The organism is Aeromonas sp. QDB25 (genome assembly GCF_027707725.1).
Taxonomy (GTDB): Bacteria; Pseudomonadota; Gammaproteobacteria; order Enterobacterales; family Aeromonadaceae; genus Aeromonas; species Aeromonas caviae.
The window spans coordinates 1-17,819 of sequence record NZ_JAPCIZ010000008.1 but is presented as its reverse complement, the minus strand read 5'-3'; the positions used below and the strand labels follow the sequence as shown (position 1 = coordinate 17,819).

The window sequence follows — 17,819 nt, the reverse complement described above, 5'->3', positions numbered from 1 at the left end:
AGTGATTGTTTGGACGGTTGCCAATCAGAAAGGTGGAGTCGGTAAAACCACCACGGTCGTCTCCCTGGCGGGCATTCTGGCCCAGCGTGGCCAGCGGGTACTGCTGATCGACACCGACCCCCACGCCTCCCTGACCTCCTATCTCGATTTCGACTCGGACAGGCTGGAAGGCACCCTGTACGAGTTGTTCCAGGCGGCCAAACCCAGCGCCGAGCTGGTCAACCGGATGACCCTCAAGACCCGATTCGAGAACATCAGCCTGCTGCCCGCCTCGATTACCCTGGCCACGCTGGATCGGGTGATGGGCAACCGGGAAGGAATGGGGCTGGTGCTCAAGCGCGCTCTGCTGCGGGTGCAGGATCAGTTCGACTACGTGCTCATCGACTGCCCGCCGGTGCTGGGGGTCATGATGGTGAACGCGCTGGCGGCCTGCGATCGCATCCTGGTGCCGGTACAGACCGAATTCCTGGCCCTCAAGGGGCTGGAGCGGATGATGAAGACCTTCGAGATCATGCAGCGCTCCAAGCGGGAGAAGTTCCGCTACACCATCATTCCGACCATGTTTGACAAGCGTACCCGCGCCTCCCTGATGACATTGCAGTCCATCAAGGAGCAGTATGGGGAGGCGGTGTGGAATGCGGTCATTCCCATCGACACCAAATTCAGGGATGCCAGTCTGGTGCACATTCCTCCCTCCATCTATGCACCGGGCAGCCGGGGCACCTATGCCTATGAGACCCTGCTCAACCATCTCGACGCGCTGGAGCGTCAACGGACCCAGGAGGTGATGCCGTGAGAGAGACCACCCAGGTTCGGGCCATGGACGACTATTTCCACTCCCTGCTGCTGGACGATGCCCTGCTGCGGGAAGATCCCGAAGACGAAGCACCGACCCCTGCGTTGCAACGTCAGACCGTCGCCGTGCCGGAGGTGGCTGGCACCCCCTATCTTGAAGCCGATACCCGACTGGCCCAGCTGAGCGAGCTGCTTGCCCAGGTGGGACAGGTCCAGTTCGAGATGGATGCCCTGAGCCACGAAGAGGTGCATGTCGAGCCATTCCAGCTCGAGGCGGAGGTGGTTGACAGTGAGCCTCTGGTCGCTCTGGCAGAGCCGGTGGTGGAAGCCGTGGTGGAGGAGGTCGAGCCCGTCGCCCTCGTGGTGGCAGAACCCGCGCCCGTCCTCGAGGCGGCGCCCGCACCGTCGACCTGGGAGAACCTGGATACCGGCAACGAGTTTCAGGCGCTCTTCTTCGACGTGGCCGGGGTGACGTTTGCGGTGCCTCTGACCGAGTTGGGGGGCATCCATCAACTGGGGGAGGTGACCTCTCTCTTCGGCCAGCCGGGCTGGTACAAGGGGATCATGACCTCCCGCGAGCAGAAGATGAACGTGGTGGACACGGCCCAGTGGGTCATGCCGGGCCAGCATCTGGAGATGGACGATTACAAATATCTGATTATGCTGGGAGAATCACCCTGGGGATTGGCCTGTCACCAGTTGAAGGGCACAGAACTGCTGCACCGGGACCAGGTGAAGTGGCGCCATCAGGAGGGCAAGCGCCCCTGGTTGGCCGGCATGGTCAAGGAGAAGATGTGTGCCCTGCTGCACGTCAGGGAGCTCTTGCTGCTGCTTGGCCGGGGCGTGAACATCGAAGGCCGCTGACAACATCGGCATCGCCATGGTTTTATTGCTAATTTTACCCGTTGACGGGTTCATACAAGGATCAAGAAGATGACAGAGAAGCGCAATATTGCACAGAATCTGGCCGAAGACGAAGTGCTGCAGTGGGTGACCTTCCAGTTGGAAAACGAGACCTATGGCATCAACGTGATGCAGGTTCAGGAAGTGTTGCGCTACACCGAGATCGCTCCGGTCCCGGGTGCACCTGACTACGTGCTGGGTATCATCAACCTGCGTGGCAACGTGGTGACCGTCATCGATACCCGCTCCCGTTTCGGCCTGCCGGCCGGGGACGTGAGCGAGAACTCCCGCATCGTCATCATCGAGGCGGAGAAGCAGGTGATCGGCATCATGGTGGACAGCGTGGCCGAGGTGGTCTATCTGCGCTCCTCCGAGATCGATGCCGCCCCGGCGGTGGGCACCGAGGAGAGCGCCAAGTTCATCCAGGGCGTCAGCAACCGTGACGGCCAACTGCTGATCCTGGTGGATCTCAACAAGCTGCTCTCCGACGAAGAGTGGGAAGACATTGGTTCCCTGTAACAGGGACGGGAACGTGCGGACGGGGGCGATGGCACCTGTCCGCCTCCCTGTGACGGTAAGGTGATGGTTTGATGATTGAATTTGCAGCCTTGGGGTTGTCCTTGCTCGCACTGGTGCTGGCCCTTTACGGGATCCTGGGGCACCGTCGTCGCCAGCGAGAGTCCGAGGCCAGGGTGGAAGCGCTGCAGGGGCAGCTCGAGAGTCTGCGCAAGCAGATGATGGAGCTGCACACGGGCGCCATCGGCATGGGTCAGCGTCTGCAAGCCGCAGAAGGGGCCATGCAGAAGATCCACGACAGCCAGCAGGAGCTGACGTTGCAGGATCCGGAGCGCCGCCTCTACAGCCGCGCCGCCAAGATGGTGGAGCTTGGTGCCGATCTGGACGAGGTGATGAGCGAGTGCGAGTTGCCCCAGGCGGAAGCGGAGCTGCTTATTTCCTTGCGAAAGGGACGCAGCTGACGGATGTGTCGCGGGGAGGCCGGTGCCTCCCCGCTTTCTGTTCGACCCGTGGCCACCTCTTTCTCGATGCCGGGACAGTGGATAATCCTTTGGCATCAATCTCTTTGGTGGGGGCGCGATCTTCCCCACAAATCCTGTTGATTATTGGCATCTTTGAAAAGACGCCTCCGGATCCTGTGTTAAGATGCAGGCCGCCTCATTTTCAACGATTACATCCCCATGCTGCTTCAAGCGAACAATCTGAGCTGCGTGCGTGAAGATCGCACCCTGTTTGAACATCTCTCCTTCGCGGTGCGTGCCGGGGATTTGATGCAGATTGAGGGTCCCAACGGGGTGGGCAAGACCAGCCTGTTGCGCCTGCTCACCGGCCTCTCCCAGCCCTTTGCTGGCGAGGTGTGCTGGAATGGGGAGAATATCCGCCATTGCCGGGATGAATACCACGCCAGCCTGCTTTACCTGGGCCATCAGCCCGGCGTCAAGGCGACCCTGACCCCCCTTGAGAATCTCTCCTTCTACCAGAAGCTTCATGGCCCTGCCGGGGACGGCGTGGATCTCTGGCGGGTGCTGGCCCAGGTCGGCCTCGCCGGTTTCGAAGACTATCCCGCGGGACAGCTCTCCGCCGGGCAGCAGCGACGGGTGGCGTTGGCCAGGCTGTGGCTGAGCGAGCGACCGGCGCTCTGGATCCTGGACGAGCCCTTCACCGCCATCGACAAGCAGGGGGTCAGGGTGCTGGAGCAGTTGTTCCTCGCCCACGCGGACAGGGGGGGCATGGTGGTCCTTACGACCCACCAGGATCTGACCCTGATGCAGGGGCGGCTCAAGACCCTCTCCCTGACCTCGCTGTTGCAGGAGTAGCCCATGCTGCGCGCCGTCATACACCTTATTCACCGCGAGTTGCTGATGGCCCTGCGCCAGCGCGCCGACATCTTCAACCCGCTCTGGTTCTTCCTCATCGTCATCACCCTGTTTCCATTGGGGATCGGGCCCGAGCCCCAGTTGCTGGCCCGCATCGCTCCCGGCATCATCTGGGTGGCGGCCCTGCTGGCGGCCATGCTCTCCCTGGAGCGGCTGTTTCGTGACGACTTCAGTGACGGCGCCCTGGAGCAGATGATGCTGATGCCTCATCCCCTGGGGTTGCTGGCCCTGGCCAAAGTAATCGCTCACTGGTTGCTGACCGGTCTGCCGCTGTTGCTGGTCTCCCCCTTGCTCGCCATCCTGCTCTCCCTGGAGCTGAAGACCTATCTGGCCGTGGTGGCCACCCTGGCGCTCGGTACGCCGGTGCTGAGCCTGCTCGGGGCGGTCGGAGTGGCGCTGACCGCAGGGCTGCGCAAGGGGGGCGTGCTGCTCAGCCTGTTGCTGCTGCCGCTCTATATTCCGGTGCTTATCTTCGCCACGTCCGCCATCGACGCGGCGAGCATGGGACTGCCCTATGCCGGTCAGCTCGCCATCCTGGGGGCCATGCTGGTGGGGGCATTGACCCTGACGCCCCTGGCCATCTCGGCGGCGTTGCGGGTGAGTGTCAACTGATTGATTTGGTGAAAAGATTTTCGTTTGAAGCCTTGTTAGGGGCGAGATAGTTGAGATAGATCAAGGGGATGGCTGCTTATTGCTTTCGGGGGATATGATGTTTTTCCCCCATGGGTATGGTAGCCCTCGCCACTTAAAAATTAATAACTGAAAGGTTTCGTGAGCTATGTGGAAATGGTTGCACCCTTATGCCAAACCCGAGCGCGCCTATGGGCTGGCCGGCACCCTGCTGCCCTGGTTTGCCGTGACAAGCCTGCTCGCCTTCATCATCGGCACCGTCTGGGGGCTGGCTTTCGCACCCGCCGATTACCAGCAGGGCGACTCTTTCAGGATCATCTATATCCATGTGCCTTCCGCCATCCTCTCCATGGGCGCCTACTCCACCATGGCGGTGGCCGCCTTCATTGGCCTGGTGTGGCAACTGCGCATGGCAGACATGACGGTGGCGGCCATCGCCCCGGTGGGGGCCGTCTTCACCTTCATTGCCCTCTTTACCGGCGCCGCCTGGGGCAAACCCATGTGGGGCACCTGGTGGGTGTGGGATGCCCGGCTCACCTCCGAGCTCATCCTGCTGTTCCTCTATCTGGGTGTCATCGCCCTCTACAACGCCTTCAGCGACAAGGTGGTGGCGGGCCGCGCCGCCGGCATCCTGGCGCTGGTCGGGGTGATCAACCTGCCCATCATCCACTACTCGGTGGAGTGGTGGAACACCCTGCACCAGGGGGCCACCATCACCAAGTTTGACAAACCCTCCATCTCCCCCGAGATGCTGTGGCCGCTGCTCATCATGATCCTGGCGTTCGCCGCGTTTCTCGGTGCCCTGACCCTGATGCGTTTTCGCAATGAGCTGCTGATGCGGGAGTGGCACCGCCCCTGGGTCGCCGACATCGCCAGGCAGGAGAAGTAAGCATGCACTTTGCCTCGTTCAGTGATTTCATGGCCATGGGAGGCTATGCCTTCTACGTCTGGCTCTCCTTCGGTCTGACCCTGCTCTGCCTGGTCGGCATCGTCATTTCCACCCGATTGAAGACCCGCAGCCTGCTCGGCGAACTGCGCAACAAGCAGGCTCGGGAGGCACGCCGCAAGGCGGCCCAGCAGATGGAGAACACCCTATGAACCCGCGCCGCAAGAAACGCCTCACCATCATCCTGGCCATCAGCCTGGGCCTTGTCAGCGTGACTGGCCTGGTGCTCTATGCCCTGAGCCAGAACATCGACCTCTTCTACACCCCGAGCGAGCTGGTGGAAGGGAAGGGGCCGGAGAAGATCAAGCCCGAGGAGGGGCAGCGCCTGCGCATCGGTGGCCTGGTGGTGCCGGGGTCTGTGGTGCGGGATCCCCAGAGCCTCAAGGTAGCCTTCAAGCTGGTGGACAACGGCGGCCATCTGGTGACGGTGGAGTTTGACGGCATCCTGCCGGATCTCTTCCGGGAAGGGCAGGGGATCGTCGCCCAGGGCACCCTCAAGGATGCCACCACGGTCGCCGCCTTCGAGGTGCTGGCCAAGCACGACGAGAACTACATGCCGCCGGAAGTGGCCGACGCCACCAACGGCATGCACTTCAAGCCCGAATACACAGAGGCGCAGTTGCAGGGAGCCAAGCAATGATGCCGGTATGCGCCAAGAATTCACTTCTTTATACCGCCAAATCGGCAGGTTTCTCCGTGCAATCGAGAGGGAATAGTCAATGATCCCGGAATTAGGGCAGTTCTCACTGATCCTGGCCTTCGCCACCGCCCTGCTGCTGGGCAGTTACCCGCTGATCGGGGCCCATCTCGGTCGTCTTGGCATGATGTCGGCGGCCCGCCCGCTCGCCTACAGCCAGTTCCTGCTGCTGCTGCTGTCGTTTCTCTGCCTCACCTGGGCCTTTATCGACAACGACTTCACCGTGCAGTACGTGGCCACCAACTCCAACAGCCTGCTGCCCCTGCAATACCGCATCTCGGCGGTGTGGGGAGCCCATGAAGGCTCGCTGCTGCTCTGGGTGCTGACCCTGGGAGGCTGGACGGCGGCGGTAGCCCTCTTCAGCCGCCGCCTGCCGCTCGATGCAGTGGCGCGGGTACTCGGGGTGCTCGGCCTTATCTCGGTGGGCTTCACCGCCTTCGTGCTGTTCACCTCGGATCCTTTCACCCGCACCCTGCCGTATTTCCCGGTGGACGGGCGGGATCTCAATCCGCTGCTGCAGGATCCCGGTCTCATCTTCCACCCCCCCATGCTCTACATGGGCTACGTGGGCTTCTCGGTGGCCTTCGCCTTCGCCATCGCCTCCCTGATGACGGGGCGTCTGGACGCCACCTGGGCGCGCTGGTCCCGTCCCTGGACCATGGCGGCCTGGGTCTTCCTGACGCTGGGCATCGTGCTCGGTTCCTGGTGGGCCTATTATGAACTCGGCTGGGGCGGCTGGTGGTTCTGGGACCCGGTGGAAAACGCCTCCTTCATGCCCTGGCTGGCGGGCACGGCCCTGCTCCACTCCCTCGCGGTGAGCGAGAAGCGCGCCACCTTCAAGGCCTGGACCGTGCTGCTGGCGCTCTCGGCCTTCTCCCTGAGTCTGCTCGGCACCTTCCTGGTGCGTTCCGGCGTGCTGGTGTCGGTCCATGCGTTTGCCTCGGACCCGACCCGGGGTCTGTTCATCCTGGGCTTCCTGCTGGCGGTGATAGGCAGCTCCCTGCTGCTGTTCGCCTTCAAGGGCTCCCAGGTGAAGAGCCACGGCAAGCATGAGCTGTGGAGCCGCGAGACCCTGCTCCTTGGCAACAACATCCTGCTGGTGGCGGGCCTGCTCACCGTGCTGCTCGGCACCCTGTTGCCCCTGGTGCACAAGGAGCTGGGGCTTGGCAGCATCTCCATCGGCACCCCCTTCTTCAACCACATCTACAGCTGGCTCATCATCCCCTTCGCCCTGCTGCTGGGGGTGGGCCCCCTGTTCCGCTGGCGCCGCCAGGATCTCGGTGAGCTCAAGGGCAAGGTGATGCTCGCCCTGGTGCTGAGCCTGGCCGCGGCTCTGCTGTTGCCCAAACTCTTTGCCGAGGCGTTCAAACCCTGGGCTGCGCTCGGTATCGGGCTTGGCGTCTGGGTCATCGTCACCAGCGTGCAGGAGACCTGGGCGCGGGCCACCCACAAACACGGTTTTGCCACCGGCGTGCGCAAGCTTGGCAACAGCCACTGGGCCATGATCCTGGGGCACGTGGGGCTCGCGGTCAGCATCATCGGCATCGCCTGCACCCAGAACTACAGCATCGAGAAGGACCTGCGGATGCAGGCCGGCGATCGCGTCCAGTTCGCCGATTACGAGTTCGTCTTCACCGGCATCAAGGAGAAGAACGGCCCCAACTACGACGGTTTCAAGGGCGTGCTGGAAGTGCACCGGGATGGCAAGCAGGTTGCCCTCCTCAAGCCCGAGAAGCGGATGTACACCGTGAGCCGCATGCCGATGACCGAGGCGGCCATCGATGCGGGGGTTACCCGGGATCTCTATGCGGCGCTCGGCGAGCAGCTCGACAACGGCGCCTGGGCGGTACGGATCTACTACAAGCCCTTCGTGCGCTGGATCTGGTTCGGCGGCGTCTTCATGGCCCTCGGCGGCGTGCTGGCCATGCTGGACAAGCGCTACCGCTTCGGACGTCGTGACGAGGAGGCCAAGGCATGAGCAAGAAGACCTGGCTCTATCTGCTGCCCTTCATCATCTTCCTGATGGGGGCCGTGTTTCTGTTCAAGGGGCTCTACTCCGATCCCACCAAGCTCGAATCCGTGATGGTGGACAAGGAGGTGCCCGTGTTCACCCTGCAGGACATCTATGACCTGGGCAAGCAGCACGACAGGAGTATCCTCAAGGGGCGCCCCATGCTGCTCAACGTCTGGGCCACCTGGTGCCCGACCTGTTACGGGGAACACACCTACCTCAAGGAGTTGGCGGGGCAGGGGATCTACATCGTCGGCATGAACTACAAGGACGAGCGTGACAAGGCCATCAAGTGGCTGGCGGAGCTTGGCAATCCCTACCAGGTCAACCTCTACGATCCGGACGGCATGCTGGGGCTGGATCTCGGTGTCTATGGCGCGCCCGAGACCTTCTTCATCGACAGCCAGGGCATCATCCGCTATCGCCACGTGGGGGACATCAACCCAGACGTCTGGGCCAGTACCCTCAAACCCATCTTCGATGCCATGAAGTGAGGCCTCCCCGATGAAAACACTGATTGCATCCCTGTTGCTGCTGGCCGGTCTCGTCTGTGCCGGACAGGCCCGCGCCGCCATCGATGTCTACACCTTCGAGAGCGACGCCCAGGAGCAGACCTTTCGCGAGCTGACTAAGGAGCTGCGCTGCCCCAAGTGCCAGAACCAGGACATTGCGGACTCCAACGCCGGGCTTGCCAAGGATCTGCGGGACAAGACCTACCAGATGGTGCGCGAGGGCAAGGAGAAGCAGGAAGTGGTGGACTACATGGTGGCCCGCTACGGCAACTTCATTCTCTATGATCCCCCCCTGATGGCCTCGACCCTGATCCTCTGGCTTGGCCCCTTGTTGGTCATCGTGATTGGCGTCGTCACCGTGGTGGTGCGAAGCCGCCGCCATGCCCCTGCTCCCTTTCAACAGCCTGAAGGCACCCTGAGTGCAGAAGAGCAGGCCAGGCTGTCCGCCCTGCTCAAAGAGGAAGAGAAACCATGACCCCATTCTGGATACTGGGTGCGGCCCTGCTGGTGCTGGCGAGCCTGGCGCTGATCGTGCCGCTCTGGCGCGGCGAGGGCCGGCAGAGCATCAGTCGCTCGGCCCTCAACAAGCAGCTCTATCGCCAGCGCCTGCTGGAGATAGGGGAAGAGCGGGAGCAGGGGATACTGGCGGAGGAGCCGGAATCCCTGGTGGAGCTGCAGCGCAGCCTCCTGGACGACATTCCCGACGTGGAGCAGACCGCCCGTGGCGGCAAGAGCCTGATCTGGATCCCCGGTGTGCTGGTGCTGGCGGTGGTGAGCATCGGCCTCTACGCCAAGCTCGGCGCCTGGCAGGAGGTGAGCCGCTGGCAGGATGCCAGCAGCCGGTTGGGGGAGCTCAGCAACCGCATCCTGGTGGAGCGCGACGCCCGGGTGACCGAGCAGGATCTGCTGGACTTCACCCTGGCCCTGCGAACCCGGCTGAAAGAAGAACCGAACGACTATCGCGGCTGGCTGCTGCTGGGGCGCCTGACCCTGGATGGCAATGATCCCGAGATGGCCCGCGAGGCGCTGGAGCGTGCTTACGCCCTCGCGCCCCAGAAGGCCATGGTGGCGGTGCCCTATGCCCAGGCCCTGATGATGACGGGGGAGGAAGCCCGTGCGGATCAGCTGTTGCAGGCGGTCATTGCCGAGGACCCGGCCAACATCGAGGCCCGCTCCGTCCACGCCTTCATGGCCCTGCAAAAAGAGGATTTCCAGACCGCCCTCGACCGCTGGCAGGGGATGTTGCCGCTGCTGGAGCCGGGCTCGGCCCGCTACACCATGGTGGAGCGCTCCATGGAGTACGCCAGGCAGCAGCTTGGCCAGCGTGGCATCGCCGTGACCACCCCGTCTGCCGAAGGCCAGGCACAAGCCGAGGTGCTGGCGGTGAAAGAGGGGGAGTTCCCCCTGCACATCACCCTGGCGCCGGGTATAAAGATGCCGGAAGATGCCCATCTGTTCGTCTTTGCGGTGATCCCCAACGGTCCGCCCATGCCCATCGCGGTCAAGCGCATTGCTGGCCCGCATCTCCCGCTCACCCTCTCCCTGGGGGACGGGGATGCCATGATGGAGGGGAGCAAGCTGGCGGCCCATGCCGAGCTACAGTTCAAGGCGCGACTCTCCCGGGGCGGCAACGTCATGAACAAGGAAGGCGCCTTTGAAGGGGTTTCTGTCACCGTGCCGACCAGCACCATCCCCACAGCGCCGATTGACATCCGCATCGATCACGCCCTCTAATACGCTTTTGGCCCACCCCTTGGGGTGGGCCCCCTGTATAATTCATATCAATACCCAAAAAAATCTTAGGACTTTCATATGTATCTGCGTTCAGGAGCATTGGCGGTGGCATTGCTGCTCGCGGGCTGTGCGGGCGGCCCTCCCAAGCCGGGCCCGGAGAGCCTGGATCTCGGCGAGACCCCGAGCCGCCCCGGGGCATCCAGCACGGCCAGCGATCCTCGCGACCCCTTCCAGGGGCCCAACCGTGCCATGTGGGCCGTCAACTATGACGTGCTGGAGCCCTATGTGGCGCGCCCCGTGGTACACGGCTATGCCCGCTATGTCCCGCAAGGAGTGAGGGACAGCATCGAGAATTTCGTGGACAACTTCGACGAGCCGAGCAGCATGGTAAACCACCTGCTGGTGGGTGATCTGAAAGGGGCCGGTACCAACCTGGGCCGCTTCACCCTCAACACCACTGTGGGCCTGCTCGGTCTGTTCGACGTGGCCAAGCATGCGGGCCTGGCTCGCAACACGCTGGAGATGGACACCGTGCTCGGCAAGGCCGACATCGGGGATGGCGCCTATCTGATGGTGCCGGTCTACGGTCCCACTACCACCCGGCAACTGGTGGGGGATACCATCGATACCATCTACTTCCCCTATGCCCTGCTGACCTTCCCGCTGAAGGTGGTGCACTGGGCGCTGGATGGCCTCGGTACCCGCTCCAAGCTGATCGATCAGGAGCGCATCATCGACAACGCACTGGATCCTTACGCCCTGACCAAGGACTTCTACTTGCAGTACAACGATGGCAAGGTGACGGGCCGTAAACCCGAGCTCCAGGAGCAGAAGCCAGAGGCGGCGGATGATGGCAACCTCGACGATTACATGGACGAGATAGACCAGTAAGCACGGTCATCTTCCACAAGGCGCCTGCGGGCGCCTTTGTTGTCGATGGCAGGTATTCGACCATAAAAAAACGCCCCGCAAGTGCGGGGCGTTTTGGCAAGAAAGGCTTATCAGGCAGCCAGGTTCTTGGCCACAAATTCCCAGTTGACCAGGGCCCAGAAGGTTTCCATGTACTTCGGACGCAGGTTGCGGAAATCGATGTAGTAGGCGTGTTCCCACAGGTCGACGGTCAGCAGCGGGGTGGTACCGGCTTCGGTCAGCGGGCAACCGGCGTTGGAGGTGTTGACGATGGCCAGGGAGCCGTCAGCCTTTTTCACCAGCCAGGTCCAGCTGGAGCCGAAGTTGCCGATGGCAGACTTGGTGAACGCATCCTTGAACTCGGCGAAGGAGCCGAAGGCCTTGGTGATGGCATCGGCCAGGGCGCCAGTGGGCTCGCCACCGCCGTTCGGGGAGAGGCAGTGCCAGTAGAAGGTGTGGTTCCAGATCTGGGCAGCGTTGTTGAAGACGCCACCAGTGGAGGTCTTGATGATCTCTTCCAGAGACTTGCCTTCAAACTCGGTACCCGGCACCAGGTTGTTCAGGTTGACCACGTAGGTGTTGTGGTGCTTGCCATGGTGGTATTCCAGGGTTTCCTGGGAGATGTGCGGTTCCAGAGCATTGATTGCATAGGGCAGAGCGGGAAGTTCGAAAGCCATTTTCTACTCTCCATTGGCTGGTCCGTGCGAAGGCGACGGTTGCAAGACATTGCGTACTCTTTTCTATCTTGAAAAGAATTGTTCTTGAAATGAGGGGGCCAGACGGCCCAAAGCCCGTCGATTGTAGCAGTATCAAAGATGAGCGAACAACCCTTGATTCTTGCCATGATCCGGATCAAGCTGCGGCGTATTGATGCATGACTTCTTTCATTCGCAACGGTTTGCCAGTTTGTGGTCTGCCCGGATTGCAGTAGAATGGCCGCCGAAATCGCTCCAGTGAGGCATTTATGGAAACTATTGAAAAGATCAAACAGCAGTTGGCTGAGAATCCCATCATCCTCTACATGAAGGGATCCCCCAAGCTGCCCAGCTGCGGTTTCTCTGCCCAGGCCTCCCAGGCCCTGATGTCCTGCGGCGAGCCTTTCGCCTATGTCGACATCCTGCAGAACCCGGACATCCGCGCCGAGCTGCCGAAATTCGCCAACTGGCCCACCTTCCCGCAACTGTGGGTCGAGGGCGAGCTGGTCGGTGGTTGCGACATCATGATCGAGATGTTCCAGGCCGGCGAGCTGCAGACCCTGATCAAGGAAACTGCCGCCAAGCACAAGCAGGATGACGCTGCTGCCGAGTAACGCCGCATCCATACCATGCAATGCAAAAAGGGGAGCCACTGGCTCCCCTTTTCTTTGTGCCCACGACAGACATCAGGCGATGCGTTCGAGGCGCGCCATGTAGAAGCCGTCGAAGCCGGTCTCGGCCGGGCTGACGTTGTGATCGCCGATCAGGCGGAAGTGCTCGTTGGCAGCGAGGAACTTGTCCACCTGCTGGCGGTTCTCCTCGGGCAGGATGGAGCAGGTGGCGTAGACCAGCAGGCCGCCCACCTTCACCATCTGGCTGTAGCGCTGCAGGATCTCCTCTTGCAGGGCGACCAGCACCGGCAGGCGCTCGGCGGTGTCGCGCCACTTGGCATCCGGGTTGCGCTTGAGCACGCCAAGGCCGGAGCAGGGGACGTCCAGCAGCACGCGATCGGCGCTTTCTTTAAGGCGCTTGACGGTCTTGCTGCTGGTGATGACCCGGGTCTCCACGTTGTGGGCACCGGCGCGGCGGGCGCGCTGCTTGAGGTTCTCCAGTTTCCACTCTTCCACGTCCATGGCCAGCAGACGGCCCTTGCCCTGCATCATGGCGGCCAGGTGCAGGGTCTTGCCGCCGGCACCGGCACAGGCGTCGATGACCCGCATGCCGGGCTTGACGTCGAGGGCCGCGGCCACCAGCTGGGAGCCGGCATCCTGCTGCTCGAAGCAGCCGTCGGCAAAGGCCTGGGTACGGAACAGGGCGGCGTCCGAGGTCACTTGCAGGGCGGTCTCCACTCCGTCGACGGGCACTGTGGTGACATGCTCTTTGGCCAGCATGGCTTGCAGCTCGTCCCGGGTGCACTTGAGGGTGTTGACCCGCAGGTAACGCTTGGGCATCCAGGCCAGGGCGGCACGCTCGGCCGGCCAGGCGTCGCCCAGTTGCTCGCTGCCGAGTTTTTCCAGCCAGGCAGGGCAGCCGTCCATCAGCACGGGGTTCTTCTTGGCCTCGGTCAGGCGGCGGCGGAACGCCTCCTCGTTGAAGCGATCCAGGGTCGGGTGGTTGGGCTGATCTATCTTGTGGAAGGCGTGCCAGCTGTGCAGCAGCGGCCAGACATTCTTCTCCGCCTGACGGACCTGGATGCCGGTGAGGAAGCAGTAGAGGCTGAGGCGGCGCAGCAGATCGCCGGTGACCAGGGCAATCCTTGCCTGTTCTTGCGGTTTGAGTTCGATGCCGGAGAAGTGACGTGCATAGGCGCGGTCGAGGGTAAGACCCTGACCCAGCACATCGTCAACGATGGCAACGACCAGATCCCCGAAACGGGGCAACAGTGGGGACTTGAGCATGAGATTAACCTTGGCCAAAGAAAGAGTGAACCGGCCCCGTCGAAGAGGGGTTCTGGAACGGACAAATCCGCGCCATGATAGGGGCTAGTCTGCATTGGTGCAACCTTCCCCATTCGGGGAATGTACAGAGGATGTTGCTGGACTAATCGGACCAGCGGGCAAATGATGCCGTGGCAGTTCAGGTGAATCCGTTTAAAAAGGAATTAAAAAGATGCAGTTGATGAAATATTCTCCGCTGGCGGTGCTGGTGGCGGGTCTGATGACGTCCGGCAATCTGATGGCCGGCGAGTGGCATACGGTCACGGCGCGGGCCACCGCCGCCGATGGGTACGAGGTGAGGGCCAGCCAGTATCGTATCGTCACCGTCTCCACCGATTACCTGGCTGCCCTGAAGGGGGGCGAGCGCCGCCTGACTCTGCCCCTGCCGGATGGCAAGGAGGTGACCTTCAGCCTGCAACCCTATGATCTGCTGCCGGCGGATCTGGCCGCCAAATATCCCGATATCCTGGCCTTCAAGGGGTACAACGAAGCGGCGCCGGGCGAGACCGGGCGCTTCGATCTCGGTCCCCAGGGATTCCACGCCATGTTCAGCCATGAAGGGAAGATGGTGTTCGTCGATCCCCTTCGCAACGGGGAAGGCTATGCCGTCTATTACCAGCAGGATGCCCACAGCCGGCTGGAAGAAGAGGCGGACAAGGTGATTGGGGGCGAGGCCAAAAAGCTGGCCCGCCAGGTGCTGGTGGATGGCAACGAGCGCAAGCGTTATGTCATCGCCATCTCGGCGGCGGGGGAGTATACCCAGTATCACGGCGGTACCGTGGAGGCGGGTCTTGGCGCCATCACCACCCTGCTCAACCGGGTCAACGAGGTCTACCAGCGTGACGTGGCGGCCGAATTCCAGCTGGCCAGCGGCAACGACACCATCATCTTCACCGACGTGGCGAACGATCCCTTCAACAATGATGACGGCGATGTCGATGCCAACATGCAGGTGCAGGCCGATGCCCTGACCAAGGGTCTGGGGGCCTTCGACATCGGCCATGTGGTCAACACCGGTGGCGGCGGCCTGGCGGGACTGGGCGTACTCTGCACCCCTGACAAATCGGCGGGGATGACGGGCTCCTCCGAGCCGGTGGGGGATGCCTTCTTCATCGACTACGTGGCCCACGAGATTGGTCACCAGTTCGGGGCAGACCACACCTTCAACGGCACCACAGGCAGTTGTGGCGGCGGCAACCGGGAGGCAAGCCAAGCCTGGGAGCCGGGCAGCGGCAGCTCCATCATGGCCTATGCGGGGATCTGCGGAGACGAAGATCTGCAGCCCCACAGCGAGCCCTATTTCCACAGCAAGTCCATCGAGCAGATGCGGGCCCACATGGCCACGGAGCCAAATTGCGGCACCCCGTTGGCGCTGGTCAACAATGCGCCCCAGGTGGCGGCAGGCAATGACTACGTCATCCCTGCCAACACCCCCTTCGTGCTCAAGGGGGCGGGGGCCGATCTTGACAGCGATCCGCTGAATTACACCTGGGAGCAGATCGATCTGGGGACGGAGTCGAGCAGCCCGGCCACCATGGTGGACGACGGCAGCCGCCCGCTGTTCCGTTTCGTGGCGCCGACCAGCGTGCCGGAGCGCACCCTGCCGAGTCTCACCTCCCTGCTCACCAACACCCTGGCGATAGGGGAGGCCTGGCCTGCCACCAACCGGGACCTGAACTTCCGCCTCACGGCGCGGGACGGCAAGGGCGGTGTCGCCAGCGATGACATGAAGATCCAGGTGGTCAACACCGGCAAGGCCTTCGCCCTGACCAGCCCGGTGGTGACCCCCCTGGGGGCGGGCAAGACGCAGACCATCAGTTGGGAAGTGGCCGGCACCAATGCCGCCCCCATCAACTGCAGCAAGGTGGATCTCTTCATGACCCGGGACGAGGGGGCAAACTGGACTCCCCTTGCCAGCGGCAAACCCAACTCGGGCTCGGCGAGCGTCACCATCCCGGCGGGCCAGGATGGCACTGCCCGCTTGAAGGTGGCGTGCAGCGACAACATCTTCTTCGCCATCAGTCCCCTCAAGCTCTCGGTCACCCAGCGCGGTGAAGAGGGGGGAAGCGGTGGCGGCGGTGCCCTCGGCTTCTGGACCCTGGCCCTGGCGTTGCTGGGCTGGCAGCGGAGGCGGGCATGAGACTGGCCGGGGTGCTGCTGCTCACCCTGCTCGGCGGTTGTCAGGTCGATGCAGACACCCTGGAGCAGGCGGTCAGCGCCAGCCTCGCCAGGCAGGATTACCGGCTGATCGTGCGGGCAGGGCGCGGCGAGGTGGCGCCCGGGATCGCGGCGGATCAGCAGGCGGCGGCCAAGGCGCGCTGCGGCGTGCGCTATCTCGATGGATTCGGGGATGTCATCAAGCCGGATCAGAAGGAGGCCCACGCCAGGCTGAGCGCCTATGCGGCGGACTACAACCGGCGCATGCTGGCCCATTGCCCGCCGGTTGACGGCAAGCAGTAGGCTGACGGTCATCGGCATAAAGAGGGAGGCATGAGCCTCCCTCTTTTTTTGCTCCGCCATTTGGCCGCCCCGAGGCTTGTACCCATGGCGCGCTCGTCGCACAATGCCTGCACCGATCGCCGCACGGGCGGCAGAGAAAGAGAGAAGGAAAATCAAGATGATGGATGTGGCTGATCTGCGTCGCGAATACACCAGGGGTGGACTGCACCGGGCCGATCTGCCGGCCGAGCCCCTCGCCCTGTTCGAGAAGTGGCTGGCCCAGGCGTGCGAGGCCAAACTGACCGATCCCACCGCCATGGTGGTGGGCACCGTGGATGCCGATGGCCAGCCCTGGCAGCGCACCGTGCTGCTCAAGCACTACGATGCCGAAGGCATGGTGTTCTACACCAACATGGGCAGCCGCAAGGCGCATCAGCTGGAGGGCAACCCCCGCATCAGCCTGCTCTTCCCCTGGCACACCCTGGACAGACAGGTACACGTGACCGGTCGGGTGGAGAAGATGAGCACCTTCGAGGTGATGAAGTATTTCCACAGCCGTCCCAAGGATAGCCAGATCGCCGCCTGGGTCTCCAAACAGTCGACCCGCATCTCGGCCCGTGGCGTGCTGGAGGCCAAGTTCCTCGAACTCAAGCAGAAGTTTGCCAATGGCGAGGTGCCGCTGCCGAGCTTCTGGGGTGGTTTCCGGGTACGCATCGACACCGTCGAGTTCTGGCAGGGCGGGGAGCATCGTCTGCACGATCGCTTCTATTACACCCGCGAGGGGGACGGCTGGCACATCGAGCGCCTGGCGCCCTGATGAACATCGCCCGGCTCAAGAACTTCACCGAGATAGTGAAGAACAACTTCAACATCTCGGCGACGGCGGAGAAGCTCTATACCTCCCAGCCGACCCTCAGCAAGCAGATGAAGATGCTGGAAGAGGAGCTGGGGCTGGCGCTGTTTACCCGCAAGGGCAAGAACCTGGCGGGCCTGACCCCCATGGGGGAGCAGGTGATGGAGCTGGCCAGGGGAGTGGTGGCCCAGGTGGAGCAGATTGGTCAGCTTTCCCTCGGGGATCAGCTGGCCACCAGCGGGGTGCTGCGCATCGCCACCACCCACACCATGACCCGCTACAAGCTGCCGGCGGTCATTACCGAATTCTCCCGCCGCTACCCCGAGGTGAGCATCCAGCTGCATCAGGGAGCCCCTGCCCAACTGGCGCAGATGGCGCAAAACGGGGATGTGGAGATGGCCATCGCCACCGAGTCCATGCACCTGTTCGACGAGCTGGCGACCGTGCCCTGCTATCGCTGGGGGCGCAGAGTGGTGGTGCCCCACGGCCATCCGCTGCTGGACTGCCAGCCGCTGGCCATGGCGGATCTGGCCCGGTATCCCCTCATCACCTATGTGTTCGGTTTCACCGGCCGCTCCAAGATGGACAAGGCGTTCGGACGCCATGGCCTCAGCCCCCGCATCGTGCTGACGGCCACCGACAGCGACATCATCAAGCACTATGTGCGCCTGGGGATGGGAGTCGGGGTGATCGCCACCTCGGCGTTCGACGAAGGGGACAGGGAGAGCCTGGTCTGCCTCAACATCGATCATATGAGGTTCATCGCGGCTTTCCGGGGAAGGCCGCCTTGATTTTCAGAAAAAAGTATTCTGAGTCCCTAAATCCATATGCCATGCGCTTTATCACTTTGATCTTGTTGTTCACCC

The 17,819-nt window shown here is 62.7% G+C and carries 22 protein-coding genes; 19 read left to right on the top strand and 3 right to left on the bottom strand.

Annotated elements, in window-relative coordinates; all coding sequences use genetic code 11:
- The first annotated feature begins 1 nt into the window (after position 1).
- The 14 genes from PG883_RS04395 (at position 2) to PG883_RS04330 (ending at position 11,011) form a co-directional block, all read left to right on the top strand.
- On the top strand, positions 2–796 hold the full coding sequence (locus tag PG883_RS04395) for a ParA family protein (protein WP_010673940.1): 795 nt from the start codon (positions 2–4) through the stop codon (positions 794–796).
- Positions 793–1,659 carry a chemotaxis protein CheW gene (locus PG883_RS04390; RefSeq protein ID WP_113979056.1) on the top strand — a complete coding sequence of 289 codons (867 nt, stop codon included), beginning with the start codon at positions 793–795 and terminating at the stop codon, positions 1,657–1,659. The genes PG883_RS04395 and PG883_RS04390 overlap by 4 nt, the downstream gene beginning before the upstream one ends.
- Positions 1,660–1,728: 69 nt before the next feature.
- A complete protein-coding gene (locus PG883_RS04385) occupies positions 1,729–2,217 on the top strand; it encodes a chemotaxis protein CheW (protein ID WP_010673942.1) in 489 nt (162 codons plus the stop codon).
- A 71-nt stretch (positions 2,218–2,288) separates the two neighbouring features.
- Positions 2,289–2,675 (top strand): DUF2802 domain-containing protein, encoded by a 387-nt coding sequence (locus PG883_RS04380; protein WP_010673943.1) that lies wholly within the window; start codon positions 2,289–2,291, stop codon positions 2,673–2,675.
- Positions 2,676–2,894: 219 nt separating this feature from the next.
- On the top strand, positions 2,895–3,530 hold the full coding sequence (gene ccmA, locus PG883_RS04375) for a cytochrome c biogenesis heme-transporting ATPase CcmA (RefSeq protein WP_039039903.1): 636 nt from the start codon (positions 2,895–2,897) through the stop codon (positions 3,528–3,530).
- A 3-nt stretch (positions 3,531–3,533) separates the two neighbouring features.
- Positions 3,534–4,202 (top strand): heme exporter protein CcmB, encoded by a 669-nt coding sequence (ccmB, locus tag PG883_RS04370; RefSeq protein ID WP_010673945.1) that lies wholly within the window; start codon positions 3,534–3,536, stop codon positions 4,200–4,202.
- Between the two features lie 166 nt (positions 4,203–4,368).
- Entirely contained in the window at positions 4,369–5,109 is a 741-nt protein-coding gene (locus PG883_RS04365) for a heme ABC transporter permease (protein WP_010673946.1), read from the top strand.
- Positions 5,110–5,111: 2 nt separating this feature from the next.
- The gene (gene ccmD, locus PG883_RS04360; protein WP_039039901.1) at positions 5,112–5,318 is read left to right on the top strand and encodes a heme exporter protein CcmD; all 207 of its coding nucleotides are present in this window, start codon (positions 5,112–5,114) and stop codon (positions 5,316–5,318) included.
- Entirely contained in the window at positions 5,315–5,806 is a 492-nt protein-coding gene (ccmE, locus tag PG883_RS04355) for a cytochrome c maturation protein CcmE (RefSeq protein ID WP_052815847.1), read from the top strand. The genes ccmD and ccmE overlap by 4 nt, the downstream gene beginning before the upstream one ends.
- Positions 5,807–5,885: 79 nt before the next feature.
- Positions 5,886–7,841, top strand: a complete 1,956-nt coding sequence (locus tag PG883_RS04350) for a heme lyase CcmF/NrfE family subunit (protein ID WP_113979058.1) — start codon at positions 5,886–5,888, stop codon at positions 7,839–7,841.
- Positions 7,838–8,368: a DsbE family thiol:disulfide interchange protein gene (locus PG883_RS04345; protein ID WP_041215578.1), complete on the top strand. Its 531-nt coding sequence runs from the start codon at positions 7,838–7,840 to the stop codon at positions 8,366–8,368. The genes PG883_RS04350 and PG883_RS04345 overlap by 4 nt, the downstream gene beginning before the upstream one ends.
- A 10-nt stretch (positions 8,369–8,378) precedes the next feature.
- Positions 8,379–8,861: a cytochrome c-type biogenesis protein gene (locus PG883_RS04340; RefSeq protein WP_113979059.1), complete on the top strand. Its 483-nt coding sequence runs from the start codon at positions 8,379–8,381 to the stop codon at positions 8,859–8,861.
- Positions 8,858–10,120: a c-type cytochrome biogenesis protein CcmI gene (gene ccmI, locus PG883_RS04335; RefSeq protein WP_052815848.1), complete on the top strand. Its 1,263-nt coding sequence runs from the start codon at positions 8,858–8,860 to the stop codon at positions 10,118–10,120. Before PG883_RS04340 ends, ccmI begins: the two co-directional genes overlap by 4 nt.
- A gap of 78 nt (positions 10,121–10,198) precedes the next feature.
- Positions 10,199–11,011, top strand: coding sequence for an MlaA family lipoprotein (locus PG883_RS04330; RefSeq protein ID WP_029314176.1), 813 nt, complete (start codon positions 10,199–10,201; stop codon positions 11,009–11,011).
- Positions 11,012–11,121: 110 nt separating this feature from the next.
- On the opposite strand, the gene sodB is transcribed toward PG883_RS04330, so the two are convergent.
- Entirely contained in the window at positions 11,122–11,706 is a 585-nt protein-coding gene (gene sodB, locus PG883_RS04325) for a superoxide dismutase [Fe] (RefSeq protein WP_010673954.1), read from the bottom strand.
- Between the two features lie 287 nt (positions 11,707–11,993).
- Between sodB and PG883_RS04320 the strand changes: the two genes are divergently transcribed.
- Positions 11,994–12,338 carry a Grx4 family monothiol glutaredoxin gene (locus PG883_RS04320; RefSeq protein ID WP_010673955.1) on the top strand — a complete coding sequence of 115 codons (345 nt, stop codon included), beginning with the start codon at positions 11,994–11,996 and terminating at the stop codon, positions 12,336–12,338.
- Positions 12,339–12,410: 72 nt separating this feature from the next.
- On the opposite strand, the gene PG883_RS04315 is transcribed toward PG883_RS04320, so the two are convergent.
- On the bottom strand, positions 12,411–13,622 hold the full coding sequence (locus tag PG883_RS04315) for an RsmB/NOP family class I SAM-dependent RNA methyltransferase (RefSeq protein ID WP_010673956.1): 1,212 nt from the start codon (positions 13,620–13,622) through the stop codon (positions 12,411–12,413).
- 211 nt (positions 13,623–13,833) lie between these two features.
- Here PG883_RS04315 and PG883_RS04310 point away from each other — a divergent pair, with 211 nt between their 5' ends.
- The 4 genes from PG883_RS04310 to PG883_RS04295 all read left to right on the top strand — a co-directional run bounded on the left by PG883_RS04310 (position 13,834) and on the right by PG883_RS04295 (position 17,744).
- Positions 13,834–15,801: a reprolysin-like metallopeptidase gene (locus PG883_RS04310; RefSeq protein WP_113979101.1), complete on the top strand. Its 1,968-nt coding sequence runs from the start codon at positions 13,834–13,836 to the stop codon at positions 15,799–15,801.
- Complete coding sequence (locus PG883_RS04305) at positions 15,798–16,121, top strand: hypothetical protein (protein ID WP_113979099.1); 324 nt, start codon at positions 15,798–15,800, stop codon at positions 16,119–16,121. The genes PG883_RS04310 and PG883_RS04305 overlap by 4 nt, the downstream gene beginning before the upstream one ends.
- 157 nt (positions 16,122–16,278) lie before the next feature.
- Positions 16,279–16,917, top strand: coding sequence for a pyridoxamine 5'-phosphate oxidase (gene pdxH / locus PG883_RS04300; RefSeq protein ID WP_010673959.1), 639 nt, complete (start codon positions 16,279–16,281; stop codon positions 16,915–16,917).
- Positions 16,917–17,744: a LysR substrate-binding domain-containing protein gene (locus tag PG883_RS04295; protein WP_270806984.1), complete on the top strand. Its 828-nt coding sequence runs from the start codon at positions 16,917–16,919 to the stop codon at positions 17,742–17,744. The genes pdxH and PG883_RS04295 overlap by 1 nt, the downstream gene beginning before the upstream one ends.
- On the opposite strand, the gene PG883_RS04290 is transcribed toward PG883_RS04295, so the two are convergent.
- Positions 17,713–17,819: transposase (locus tag PG883_RS04290; RefSeq protein WP_201872345.1), on the bottom strand; the 107-nt coding region annotated here is incomplete at its 5' end. The genes PG883_RS04295 and PG883_RS04290 overlap by 32 nt on opposite strands.